The following is a 13,007-nucleotide window of genomic DNA, read 5'->3' as shown; positions in this document are numbered from 1 at the left end:
ACATATTATGGTAAAAAGAATTGCCATTTTTGGGTCTACAGGGTCAATTGGCAGACAAACATTAGAAGTTATCGAACGTCATCCCGATAAATTTTCTGCGGAAGTATTAACGGCTCACACGAGCGATGAACTTTTAATTAAACAGGCACTGAAGTTCCAGCCGAACATCGTAGTGATCAGCGATGAGAGCAAGTATAGAAAAGTAGCTGATGCATTATCCAAAACCAATATTAAGGTTTTCGGAGGTGAAGAAGCCCTGGAGGAAGTAGCCGAAATGGACAGTTACGACCTGATGCTGGCCGCCATCGTGGGTTTTGCGGGACTGAAACCTACGCTTAAAGCTATTGAGAGCCGGAAAGCAGTGGCGCTGGCCAATAAAGAAACACTGGTGGTTGCCGGAGATATCGTTATGGAAATGGCTGTGGAGAACAGGGTGCCGATCATTCCGGTCGACTCAGAGCCGTCCGCCATCTTCCAGTGCCTGCTGGGTGAATCCCGAAACAAAGTTGATAAAATCTACCTCACTGCGTCAGGCGGCCCTTTCATTGGAAGGAAACCCAATTTTCTGGTCAATGTAAAAAAAGAACACGCCTTACAGCATCCCAACTGGGAAATGGGCGCCAAGATTTCTGTGGATTCCGCAACGCTAATGAATAAAGGACTTGAGATGATCGAGGCAAAATGGCTGTTCAACCTGCACCCGGACCAGATTGAAGTGTTGGTGCATCCCCAAAGCGCCATCCACAGCATGGTACAGTTTGAAGACGGCAGCATTAAAGCCCAGATCGGGGTGACCGACATGAGGCTTCCCATTCAGTACGCACTCTCTTTTCCGAATCGTATCCCCAATGAATTTCCGCGCTTCAGTTTTGCTAAAGTATCGGCATTTACTTTTGAGGAGCCGGACATTAAAACGTTCAGGAATCTCGGACTGGCCATTCATGCGCTGCACGAGGCCGGAAATCTGCCATGTATTATGAACGCGGCAAACGAAATAGCGGTCTACGCATTTCTGAAGAACAGGATCGGATTCCTGGAAATGACCGAAGTGATTGAGCGGGTGATGGAGAAAGTCTCATTTATTGAAAAACCCACCCTCAATGATTATTTTGAAAGCGATGGGGAGGCCAGGACCCTTGCTGCCGATATTATAAAATTATAATACATTCAACACGTAAGTGCCTGTGCGCAAATTCAAAGATGGCGTTTGGCCGGACTGTCCCCTGGAGAACTCAGCTATATCCTAAAAAACTATCTTTGCAACCATTTTAAGCGAATCTGAATATAAATCATGATAACATTATTAGCGGTTAACTGGTCAGCTATTGGCGCCAATATCGGCCAGTTTATTTTATCATTCTCTATCCTGATCGTGCTGCACGAGCTTGGGCACTTTCTTACCGCCAAATGGTTTGGATGCCGGGTGGAGAAATTTTACCTGTTTTTCAATCCCTGGTTCAGTCTGTGGAAAAAGAAAATCAAAGACACAGAGTATGGCTTGGGTTGGATACCCCTGGGCGGGTACGTGAAAATATCCGGCATGATCGATGAAAGCATGGATAAAGAGCAATTGAATCAACCTGCGCAACCCTGGGAATTCCGTTCAAAGCCTGCCTGGCAAAGGCTTATCATCATGCTGGCTGGTGTGATCGTCAATTTCGTACTAGCGCTGGTTATTTTTTCGGCGATCCTTTATGTTTGGGGAGAGGAGAAATTGCCCGTGGCAAATCTCAAATACGGGCTGGTCGCAGATTCGCTCGCGAAGAAAGTAGGCATCCAGGATGGTGATCTGATCACCGCAGTGAATGGCGAAGCCCTCAAATACCAGGATGATCTGCCCAGGAAATTATTGCTGAACGAAAAGATAGTCCTCACCGTCAATAGGGAAGGGAAAGATACGCTAATTCATTTTCCACCGGGATTTTTGAAAGAGCTGACAAAAAACCAGCTCAGGAATTTCGTGTCGGTCCGCCTGCCCAACGTTGTGGACTCGGTGGATGCCACAAAGATCCATTATACAGCCGGCGAGCTGAAGCGGGGTGACCGCGTGATCGGGATAGACAGCCTGTCTGTTCCTTTCTATAATGATTACGCCCGGGAGATCAAAAAATACAAGAACCAGGAAGTTACACTTACCGTTCTCAGGAATGGCGCTGACACCGCGAAGGTGGGGGTGAAGCTTGATGAAAACGGCAAAGTGGGTTATATCAACAACGCCCAGCACTACCTGAATTTTGAAAAAAAGCAATATGGTTTCTGGGAGTCTATACCAGCCGGTGTCAAGTTTGGCGTTAATAAACTGGGAGAATATGTAGAAGGGATCAAGCTGTTATTCACGTCCAAAGAGCATGACGTCAATGATAATCTCGGCAGCGTGATCAGCATCGGTAAAACTTTTGGCGGGGTATGGGACTGGCAGCGTTTCTGGATGATGACCGGGCTTTTTTCGATCATACTCGCCTTCATGAACGTATTGCCGATTCCTGCACTTGACGGCGGGCACGCACTATTTACGTTGTATGAGATGATCACCGGGAGAAAACCGGGCGACAAATTCATGGAGTATGCGCAGATGATAGGGATGGTATTTTTATTGGGACTGATGGCATACGCGTTGGGACTGGATATATTCAGGTTGTTCAGATAGACGGGGGTAGCGCGTCGGGAAATATGGATCTCTGGATTGCCCGGAACACCTGCAGGGGTACGAAAAATTTGGTTATGTGAAGATTTTTTATTATTTTTATATATTCCGCTGTTGATAAAGAAACCCGGTTAAACCGTTTTAGATCCTGGTTTTAACCGGTTAAATATGGGGGCGTCTGGTTTTGACAGCATAGGTCTTTGAAAGTGTAAGCATGTCGGGCGTTGGGTAATTAGCCCGTTAATCTGAATACTCAAACTATAAATGGCAATACACAATTTGCCATGGCTGCCTAATCAGTGATTTAGCAGTCATTAGGGCCGCGTCACGTAAGTGGCCCCCGCTTTCAGTGGGGGTGAGCCAGGTTGGTCTGTTACCAAGCTCCGCCGCCGACTCATCAAACCAAATACAGAATGCTGACCGGGAAGGCTGTGACCCGGGCAAAAGAGGCGGTTAACCCCGCCATCCAGCTAAGTTGTGAAAGAGGTTTGTTCCTTTCCTGTTCACGGCTGATCCGGTTTCCGGAAAAAATAAGGGAATAAGCATGTAGAAAGCTTTTGGGGAATATGTTTGGACAGGAGTTCGAATCTCCTCGCCTCCACTTTAAATAATAATACCTGTAGATTTGGCAGGATTGATTACTCTTTGATTTCTAATTTTATGCGCTGAGATCTGTTTTAATTGTTGTGATCTGCGCCTGATAAATACAATCGCTGTTCTGGGAATCCGAAGTTTGATTAACCCTATACATTAAACCTAAAATGCATGATATCGCCGTCTTTCACCAGGTATTCGCGGCCTTCGATCCGCAGCTTACCAGCTTCTTTCACCGCCGCTTCTGATTTATAGGTAATGTAATCCTCATAAGAAATAACCTCGGCTTTGATAAATCCTTTTTCAAAATCAGTATGGATCACGCCTGCACACTGCGGCGCTTTCCAGCCATCGTGAAAAGTCCAGGCCCTCACTTCCTGCACACCGGCAGTAAAATAAGTGTGGAGCCCGAGCAACTTGTATGCCGAGCGTATCAGCCGGTTGAGCGCAGGTTCGCTCATATGGTATTCTTCCATGAACATGGCCTTGTCAGCGGGATCTTCCATCTCGCTGATCTGTGCCTCAATCGAGTTATTCATGATAATCATCTGGGCGTCCTCATTCCGGATGGCTTCCTGCAAAGCTTCCGAGTACTTGTTCCCGGTGTGCATGGATGGTTCGTCCACATTGGCCACGTAAAGAACGGGCTTATCGGTTAGTAAAAAAAGATCAGCCACGACCTCTTTTTCTTCTTTGGTCAGATTCAGGGAGCGAATACTCTTGCCCTGCTCCAGGTGCGCTTTACAAAGGAGCAGGATATCCACTTCAGCCTTTATTTTCGGATCTGATTTAGCCTGTTTTTCTTTTTTCACCAACTGTTTTTCCAGGCTATCCAGGTCTTTCAACTGCAACTCGGTATCGATGATCTCCTTGTCGCTCACGGGATTGATCTCGCCTTCTTCGCGCAACACATTCTCATCTTCAAAACAACGAACCACATGGATGATCGCGTCCACCTCGCGGATATTAGCGAGGAACTTATTTCCTAATCCCTCTCCCTTGCTGGCGCCTTTTACGAGCCCGGCGATATCTACAATTTCAATCTGGGTGGGAACGATACGCTGGGGATTGACCAGCTCCGAGAGTTTCTGCAGCCTTTCATCCGGCACATCCACCAGGCCTACGTTGGGCTCAATGGTACAGAACCTGTAATTGCTGGCCTGTGCCCTGGCGCTGTTGCTCACTGCGTTAAAAAGTGTTGATTTTCCAACGTTGGGTAATCCAACGATACCTGCCCTTAATGCCATACCTACGTCTGAGTTTGCGTAAAATAATACAGACCCGGTTCCTGGGAACGGGTCCAAAAAGCTGCAAAGGTACAATTTCCTTCCCTAAGTTTTGGAATATTGCTTTACCTTTCACCATCGAAAAGCCCGGGAGCCGATTTTGTCAAGTACTCTCCTGGTTTCAACCTGGGTTTTTCCGGATGCCGGCGACTTTGCCCGGCATTATTTGAATGGAAAGGTTTTCGAATCTATAATTTTAGGATATGGTATTAAGCAGGATCTGGGCAGCATTTATTCTGATCGCGTCTTTTGTTGCATTGGGTAAGTTTATATTTGAACCCGGCGAAGAACAGGTGTTCAGCCGGATGGTCACCGGGAAAAGTGGCGATACAACTTTCGTGAAAAATGTTGATTCGGCAGCAATACCTGCAGCCATTCATGCGCAGTTGATCGCCGGCCAGAAAATGGCTACCTGGGATGCAAATACCCTGGTAAAGACAGAGGCCGGATATAAAGTCTTCCACTTACAGGCAGCCAACGGCGTTTTTGAAACGACCAAAGATGCGGTGAACCTGAGCATCAATCTCATTGGGATCATGGCCCTGTTCCTGGGGTTCATGAATATTGCGGAAAAGGCCGGGGGCATCGGGTTTTTATCCAGGATCATCGGCCCATTTTTCTCGAAAATATTTCCGGAAGTGCCCAGAGATCACCCGGCAATGGGGCATATGGTGATGAATTTCTCCGCGAATTTACTCGGCCTCGATAACGCGGCTACACCCTTTGGGATTAAATCGATGGAAAGCCTTCAAACCCTGAACCCAAACAAAGAAAAAGCTACCAATGCACAGGTGATGTTCATGTGCCTGCACGCTTCAGGGCTGACGCTGATACCCACGACTATTATTGCCGACCGGGTAGCTTTGAAATCGCAATACCCCACTGAAGTGTTTATCCCGTTGATGATGGCCACCTTTGCGGCTACTATTGCGGCGCTGACGGTCGTCTCAATCAAACAGAAGATTAATCTTTTTCAGCCGGTCATCCTGGGTTGGATCCTGGGGATCACCCTGCTATTTTCGGGTATCGTGTTGTATGTCCGAACTCTGGACGCAAAAGGGGTCACGCTGTTTTCGAGCAGCCTGAGTAATGGGCTGATTTTGCTGATCTTCCTGGCGATTATTTTGGGAGCCATTTATAAGCGGACGGCCATTTTTGATGATTTTATTGATGGCGCCAAAGAGGGTTTTACAACGGCGATTAAAATTATTCCCTACCTGGTGGGATTATTGGTGGCAATCAGCCTGTTGCGTAACAGTGGCGCCTTTGATTATGTGATGAATGGCGTTAAAATGATTTTTGCAGCCTTTGGCGGCGATACCCGGATTGCTGATGCGCTGCCAACTGCATTGCTAAAGCCGTTCAGCGGCAGTGGTGCACGGGCCATGATGATCGATACATTGAAAGCCAATGGACCGGATTCATTTGTCGGCAACTTGTCATCGGTGTTCCGCGGTGCGGCTGATACAACCTTCTATATCATTGCCGTGTATTTTGGCGCTGTCAATATCAAGAATACCCGCTATTCTGTTGGCGCCATGTTGCTGGCTGATCTGGCCGGTATCGTCACGGCCATTGCCCTGAGTTATGTGTTTTTTGCGTGATGGTGCACAAAAAAATGCGGGGCACTCCCGCATTTAAACACTAAGCTGGTTAACTGTTTAAGGTATATCCCACCAAACTGGTTTATTGTGGTAAGTCCCTTTGGAAGCATCTGTATCCGCTATGAATATTTGCTGGAAAGTTCCGCGTAGTACCAGAAAAAAATAATCGCCGAGTAATCACTACCCGGCGATTAGTCGCGATTTTCCACCCCGCACTTTGAATCTTGTGTGGCTGGATCAATAAAAATTTATTTCTTCAGATATCCGTAATATTCGTCATTCGTTGCGCAGTCCCACCAAACCGGCATACTCCAAATGTTGGGATCAGCGGCGTGCGGGTTGACAGCCAGCGCGCTGGCGGAGTTGTAGTTCAGTTCAAGCGTTGCGGGCAGCATCCACCTGCGCGGCCAATACCTCGGGTCGGTTCTGGAAGTACCTGTGTACAGCGCGTTTCCTGCAAATAAAGGTCCGCGGTCGAAGCCGGGATAAACAACGCCAAAACTACCGATATTACCTGCACTGAAATTAAGCCGGCGCATGTCGTTCCAGTTTTCAATGCTGCAACCCATGGCAATATATTTTTGTAACATAATATCAGACATGGTCAACGCCCCGGCGCTTTGGCAAACGGCATTGCTTTGAAGATATGCATTTATCGCAGTTTGGTCCATAGGCCACATGTCAGGATTATTATATCCGCCCGCCTTCCATTGTGTGAGTTTGGTCTGCATCATATTCAGATGAGCCTGGATACCTGCCTGATAAGCTGCGAACGCATTTCCTGCATCACCCTTTCTCAGGTAAGTTTCAGCTTTGACAAAACACATTTCATGATAGGTTAGAATTTCCTGGTCGGACACAGGGCGAATTTGGAAAGAACCTGTTGATGCCACCACACCTGCAGTTGCCGCGGGAATGGATATATACCAGTTCAGATCTGTGGCGCTATTGACGCCTGTAATGCCCGTGGCCATTGAGTTACTGCGCAGATTTACATAGGCCGTATCACCCGAGAAAACGTAGTTCGTGTTGTTAATGTAGATGGAGCCGGCTTTGTAGGTAACTGTAACGTCATTTCCATTCACAGTGAAAATTTTTCCAGCCTGCGTTTGCGCAGCGATAAAATTGTTGCGGTCAGTTGCATCGGCGATTGTATATTTTATTTTGGTATCTGTAGCTGCATAAGCAGGGTTTGCAATGGATGTGCCGCTACCTCCTTTTAACAGTCTGGTCGCGGGCCCATAAGAGTCCACGCCGATGGATCGATTCCATGTGTAAGATGCCACCTTTCCACTTGCATCCAGTTGAATATTTACCATGGCCGCGGGTACAATTTTACTCATCCGTGGGTCAGTAACTCCGGATCCCCGCAAGTTGGTCAGCAAGTTATAATAATATTGTGAAATACGTTGATTGCTTCCGTAGCCCGCATAATTCCAGTTGCCATTGGTTACTACGGGATCGCCCAGCAGATAATCTGTCACCGTACTATTATTGTAGCCCGGGCCGATCATATTGTCGGCATTTGACTGTGGACCTTTCGATAAAAAGTAAAGTACAGAATCCGCGTTAAACAAATCCGATTTCTTAGACAATTTCAACATATATCGGGCTTTGAGGCCATAACAAAATTTTACCCATTTACTAACGTCCCCGTTACCCCATAAATCGCCAAGCGTAAAAGCAGGCGCCTGGGCGTTCTGCACCTGGCCAAACAAACTGATGGCCTCGTTCAGTTTGGAGATACATCCGTTGTAAATCGTCTTCCCGTCATCATAAGCCGGGCTGGGTTTTCCCGATATAGCTTCTGTGTAGGGCATTTCACCATACACATCCAGCATTTGCATAAAACCCAGTGCGTGGAATACATCAGCCGCAGCCATATAATGGTAAGCACCTTTCTGTTTGGCGGAATTATATAAATCGTTCAGATTGGGCGCAACTTCGATGAAAAAGGTTTGATAGGGAGTTATATTTCCCCCGGTCGCTGTCCAGGTTGTGCTTAACGCGTTATTATTTCCGTTATTGCTATACAGGACTCCGGCTACAAGTGAGGTCCGAAAATTGGCAACACCTGATGTGTATTGATAGAAATGCTGAATCCACGGGAGCCTGTTTTGTACAAGCACGCTTGCGTTGTTCGGATTGTCAGGATCCGTATTTACATCCAGCCATTTTTTGCACGAAACCGAACTTAATACAAGAATACTGCCGAACAATATATATTTAATATGTTTCATGTGATTATTTTTATTTTTATTGTTTGTCGCGAGATCGTTCGTTTGCGGGTAAATGTTGAAGACAGTTCTAAAATGTTACGTTTATCCCGAATGTGAAACTGGCTACTGCAGGTACGCCCAGGTAGTCGATACCTGTAGATCCCGAACCTCCGGTCCCGCCCGCGGCACTTACCTCCGGATCCATGCCCTTATAGTTTGTCCAGGTGAACAAGTTGTTGCCGATGGCCGTTGCCGTCAGCCCTTTGATCACGTTATGGCTTCTGAACATTCCGGTAAAGTCATAGGTAAGGGACAGGGAACGAAGCTTCAGCCAATTGACCGATGTGATGAAATTATAGGAATTGGCTGCATAATTTGCCCAATACTGCTGGATCAGATTCCTGCCGGAATAATTTACGCCTTTAATGGTGTAGGTCTCATTTGCGTTGTACGTTTGATTAAAATCTGCCCCCGTCAGACTGTTTACACCCGTAACCGTAACTGATTGCCGGTTGTTCAGCAAGGTTCTGTTGCTTAGCCCGTTGACGACCATTGAATACTCTGTACCGTTGTATACATCGCCGCCTTTCCGTACGTCGAGAAGAAATGACAACAGGAATTTTTTATACCGCAGGGTATTGTTAATACCTCCAATGAAATCGGGTTCGCGATTGCCGACAATAGCTGCATTAGTTCCTGTAAAGAATTTATATAATCCTGTATTGGGATCAACCTGGTAGCGGCCATTTGGTATTTCTTTCTTGTCGGCATCCAGCTCGCGCGCATAGCGGGTTCCAGTCATGCCCAGAAAGTAACCGCCATTCGGTATAGATGCCGCCTTCACGGTGCCGAATTGGGCGTCCGTAGGATAAAAATAGGCCACACCGCGGAGAAAATCTCCCAGCCTGCCTCTGTTATATGAAAAGTTCACCAGTACGTCCCAACTGAAGTCGCTTTGTACAATTGGTTTGCCGGAAAGCGCTATTTCCATTCCTTTGTTGATCACAGATCCTGAGTTGATTGAAGTGAATATATAACCACTTGCGTTTGACAAACGTGGCTGCGCTATCTGGTTTTGCGTTTGCGTATGATAGTACGTGTAATCCAGGCCGAGGCGACCTTTCAGGAACCTGAATTCTCCCCCGATCTCCCAGGAGTTTTGAATCTCGGGTTTCAGGCTGGCATTACCACTCGTGTACTGATTGCCGATTCCGGTAAAAGGGCCTATGACAATAGGGCTATTCACATAAGTAAGCGTGGCGTAAGCGTTTGCGTCTTTACCCACCTGCGCCCAGCTTGACCGGATCTTACCAAAGGAAAGGATGTCGTTCTTAGGTAATAATTCGGTGAATACAAAAGAACCACTTATGGATGGATAAAAATAGGAATTGTTCTCTATGGGCAGCGTAGACGACCAGTCATTGCGGCCTGTAGCAGTAAGATAAGCGATGTTTTTATAGGACACGCCTAATTCTCCATAGGAACCAACCAAACGTTTTTTCGTTGTCCCATCTTTAAAAAACTGGTTCCCTGGTGCTATGTTGCTAAAGCTGATCGTGCCTGCTGTTACAAAGTTGTACCCCCAATGGTTTTGATTGATTGATTTTGTATCCTCTGAGGTGGTCCCCAGCATCAAGTGCGTATCAAAATCGCCAAAGGCCTTGTGAAAATTAGTCATCACCGTAGTTGTGATATAAGTATAATCATATAGGTCTTTACTTAGCCTTCCATTTTGGTACATGATGCTGACAGCCGATCCCGGCGAGATAAAGGTGTAATCGTTTGTGCTGTATTGGTCATATCCCAACCGGGCGGTAATATCCCACCAATTGGTTACCCGATAATTGCCGGCCAGACCTCCGGTAATACGCCTGGTCTCTGAAGTTAGCTTGTTTTGATTAATGATCCAGTAAGGATTGTCTATATCATTTTCCAACGGAATAGTGCCGCCGAATTTGCGGTACTGTGTTCCATCCAGGTTGATGTATTTCCTCATATCGAATGTCTGGGGCCACGCATAAACTGCAGCCATAGCTCCGTTGCCTCCGCCGCCCCACAAGCCGGCAGTTGTCAGTGTTTTGTTGGTTTTGGCAATCGAGTATGCAACATTTGCGTCCAGTGTCAGATGCCCGTATTTCTGTTGACCATTAAACCGGAAAGTGGTTTTGTCGTATCCGGTATTTGGAATGATCCCTTTTTGGTCATAGTTCGATCCGGATAAATAAAAGGTACTGTTTTTTGTCCCGCCGGATACGTTTACATTGTTATCATACACCATGCCTTGTTGAAAGAAGGTTCCGATATTATCGTATAAAGTATCTGCGGATGTAATTTCCTTGCCCCACGAGCTGTAGGTTATATCGTTGAAGACGCCGTTGGTGGCGTAAGACCCCGGGCCAAATACTCTCTGAACCTGGGGCAGTTTGTTGGCCCATGACGTACTTGTCCTGCTGTTCACGTCAACCCTTACCGTTCCCGCAGCACCTTTTTTTGTGGTAATAATCACGACACCGTCAGCGGCCCGCGATCCATACAAAGCCGCTGCAGCGGCGCCTTTCAGGACAGAAAGGCTCTCAATGTCTTCCGGGTTGATGTCCATAATACGATTTGAATAGCTTGTATTGCTGCGCGACAATCCATCAGTTCCGGTATTCCCGGTAACGGTAGTTGAGTTATCGTAAATAACGCCGTCTACAACAAATAATGGCTGATTTTGTCGTCCATCTGATGTAGAATTTCCCCCGCGGATTGTGATCGACGCCCCCGCGCCGGCAGCTCCGCTGAATTGTGTAATATTCACTCCCGGAACCTTACCGGCAAGAGAATTTACTACATTGGTGTTTTTGTTTTTCATCAATTCCTGCGCACTCAAATCAGACACCGAATAACCCAAAGCCTTTCGCTCTTTCCTAATACCCAGCGCCGTGACTACCACCTCGCTCATGGTCTCTCCCGTCCCGGATTCCAGGATGATGTCCAGGGTGTTACTGGTTACGGCTATGTCTGTGGTTTTGTAGCCAACCGCCGAGATGCTGAGCCTGGCGGCGTTGCCGGTTACTGTGATCGTAAATGCTCCGTTGTCTGTGGCTTCGGTTATGTTTTGGGTTCCTACCTGCTGAATGGTAGCATTGGGAATTATCTCACCGAGCCTATTCTTTACGGTGCCCGAGATCGTTCTGGTCTGTGCCTTTGCAGTCATGCTGAGCATAGAAAACACGAGTAGCGCGAGAGTGAAGCAAACTAGTTTTCGCATACTTTTTGTTTTAATTAATTTGAACCTGATGTTAATGGATTCTGCAACCTGTTATGACTTTTCAATGAACAAGGCATGGAATTCACCTAAAGTTATAGCTATTCCGTCAAAAAAAAAACATCCCAAAAAAAATAGTGATGACCGGTAAATGGAGCCGCCTGTTTCTGTCATAACCCAATGTGGGTGACGACCAGAATGAACAGACTTCTGCAGAATTTGCTTTCCAAGGATTATTATTTTTAGATTTGCAGGATAAATAAGGCAGATGCGAACAGTTATTACAAATGGAAAAATATTTACGGGCGAGGAAATTATTACATCCGGAAATATCCTGGTGGAGAACGGCAAGATAGTCGGGGTGACCAGGGAAACATTTCCCGATGCCCATCAAGTGGATATTAATGGCATGAATATTTCACCGGGATGGATTGACATTCAGATAAACGGAGGGTATGAACATTATTTCTCGCATACTCCCGACGTATCCTCATTGCAGGATATCTACACGGCATGCCGGGACTTTGCCACACCTTATTTCCTGGTTACGCTCATTTCTTCTCCACATGAGACGATCTTAAGGGCTATTGAGGCAACCAGAGAATTTATGAAAGATCATCCGGGTATTCTGGGGATGCACCTCGAGGGGCCATTCATCAATCGGGATAAGCATGGCGCCCATAGCCGTGCGGTGATCAGGAACCCAAAGGATGAAGAGTTGCTTGAGATTATTGAGAAGGGTAGGGGAGTCATAAAAATGATAACCGTAGCACCTGAATGTCTGAGTGAGCAACAGTTGAATTGGTTGTTGGAAAGCGGTATGGTCGTTTCCGCGGGGCACAGTATGATGAATTATGACGAAGCGCAGGAGGCATTTTCAAAGGGTGTGAGACTGATCACCCATTTATATAATGCGATGACACCGATGGGTCACCGGGAATGCGGGATGACTGGTGCAATTTTTGACAACGATGCTGTGTATGCGCCAATTATTCTGGACGGCGGACATTGTCACTATGCCGCGGCCCGGGTAGCTTATCGGCAGAAGACTGATAAGCTCATTTTGTTGACCGACTCATCATTCCTTGGCCGTCGAAAGCCCCGGTTCAATTGGGAGGGACTCGATATTGAAATGGTAAACGGATATTATCGGAACAGGGAAGGACAACTTGCGGGAGCTGCCATATCCATTCCCGAAGCAGTAAAAAATGCGAAAGAGCACTTGAATATTTCCTTGCAGGAAGCCGTTGAAATGGCCAGCAGCCGCGTAGCCCGGGCTATAGGTATGCAAGACGAAATCGGATTTATTAAACCCGGCTATCCGGCTACATTCACGCTGTTTGATGATGGACTGGAAGATGTGAAGTTGTTGGAATACTGAAGAAGAGATATCAGACACTAGATATTAAA

At 46.8% G+C, this 13,007-nt stretch carries 7 protein-coding genes and 1 other RNA gene; 5 read left to right on the top strand and 3 right to left on the bottom strand.

The features are described from left to right. Positions 1-7 precede the first annotated feature (7 nt). From AC3WS5_RS09480 to ssrA, 3 genes are all read left to right on the top strand, one after another. Positions 8-1,162: a 1-deoxy-D-xylulose-5-phosphate reductoisomerase gene (locus tag AC3WS5_RS09480; protein WP_492467063.1), complete on the top strand. Its 1,155-nt coding sequence runs from the start codon at positions 8-10 to the stop codon at positions 1,160-1,162. A gap of 129 nt (positions 1,163-1,291) precedes the next feature. Next, entirely contained in the window at positions 1,292-2,647 is a 1,356-nt protein-coding gene (gene rseP / locus AC3WS5_RS09475) for an RIP metalloprotease RseP (RefSeq protein ID WP_492467062.1), read from the top strand. A 167-nt stretch (positions 2,648-2,814) separates the two neighbouring features. After that, positions 2,815-3,248, top strand: a transfer-messenger RNA (tmRNA) gene (gene ssrA, locus AC3WS5_RS09470). Positions 3,249-3,387: 139 nt separating this feature from the next. Here the strand turns inward: ssrA and ychF are convergent. Then, on the bottom strand, positions 3,388-4,485 hold the full coding sequence (gene ychF / locus AC3WS5_RS09465; protein WP_492467060.1) for a redox-regulated ATPase YchF: 1,098 nt from the start codon (positions 4,483-4,485) through the stop codon (positions 3,388-3,390). Positions 4,486-4,727: 242 nt separating this feature from the next. On the opposite strand from ychF, the gene AC3WS5_RS09460 reads away from it, so the two are divergent. Next, a complete protein-coding gene (locus AC3WS5_RS09460; protein ID WP_492467059.1) occupies positions 4,728-6,128 on the top strand; it encodes a nucleoside recognition domain-containing protein in 1,401 nt (466 codons plus the stop codon). Between the two features lie 248 nt (positions 6,129-6,376). Here the strand turns inward: AC3WS5_RS09460 and AC3WS5_RS09455 are convergent, their stop codons facing one another. Both AC3WS5_RS09455 and AC3WS5_RS09450 read right to left on the bottom strand, forming a co-directional pair. Further along, positions 6,377-8,368, bottom strand: coding sequence for a SusD/RagB family nutrient-binding outer membrane lipoprotein (locus tag AC3WS5_RS09455; RefSeq protein ID WP_492467058.1), 1,992 nt, complete (start codon positions 8,366-8,368; stop codon positions 6,377-6,379). Positions 8,369-8,435: 67 nt separating this feature from the next. Then, positions 8,436-11,600, bottom strand: a complete 3,165-nt coding sequence (locus tag AC3WS5_RS09450; protein ID WP_492467057.1) for a SusC/RagA family TonB-linked outer membrane protein — start codon at positions 11,598-11,600, stop codon at positions 8,436-8,438. 265 nt (positions 11,601-11,865) lie between these two features. Between AC3WS5_RS09450 and nagA the strand changes: the two genes are divergently transcribed. Then, a complete protein-coding gene (gene nagA / locus AC3WS5_RS09445; protein WP_492467056.1) occupies positions 11,866-12,978 on the top strand; it encodes an N-acetylglucosamine-6-phosphate deacetylase in 1,113 nt (370 codons plus the stop codon). Positions 12,979-13,007: the final 29 nt, after the last annotated feature.

This window comes from Niabella sp. CPT15-335-S11 (assembly GCF_058792415.1).
The sequence above is the reverse complement of the archived record's forward strand: the minus strand, read 5'-3'. Positions and strand labels throughout refer to the sequence as shown.

Bases quoted from the DNA above. Each gene is read 5' to 3' on its own strand.
- ychF (WP_492467060.1), bottom strand. From the start codon at position 4,485: ATGGCATTAAGGGCAGGTATCGTTGGATTACCCAACGTTGGAAAATCA.
- nagA (WP_492467056.1), top strand. From the start codon at position 11,866: ATGCGAACAGTTATTACAAATGGAAAAATATTTACGGGCGAGGAAATT.
- AC3WS5_RS09455 (WP_492467058.1), bottom strand. From the start codon at position 8,368: ATGAAACATATTAAATATATATTGTTCGGCAGTATTCTTGTATTAAGT.
- rseP (WP_492467062.1), top strand. From the start codon at position 1,292: ATGATAACATTATTAGCGGTTAACTGGTCAGCTATTGGCGCCAATATC.
- AC3WS5_RS09460 (WP_492467059.1), top strand. From the start codon at position 4,728: ATGGTATTAAGCAGGATCTGGGCAGCATTTATTCTGATCGCGTCTTTT.
- AC3WS5_RS09450 (WP_492467057.1), bottom strand. From the start codon at position 11,600: ATGCGAAAACTAGTTTGCTTCACTCTCGCGCTACTCGTGTTTTCTATG.
- AC3WS5_RS09480 (WP_492467063.1), top strand. From the start codon at position 8: ATGGTAAAAAGAATTGCCATTTTTGGGTCTACAGGGTCAATTGGCAGA.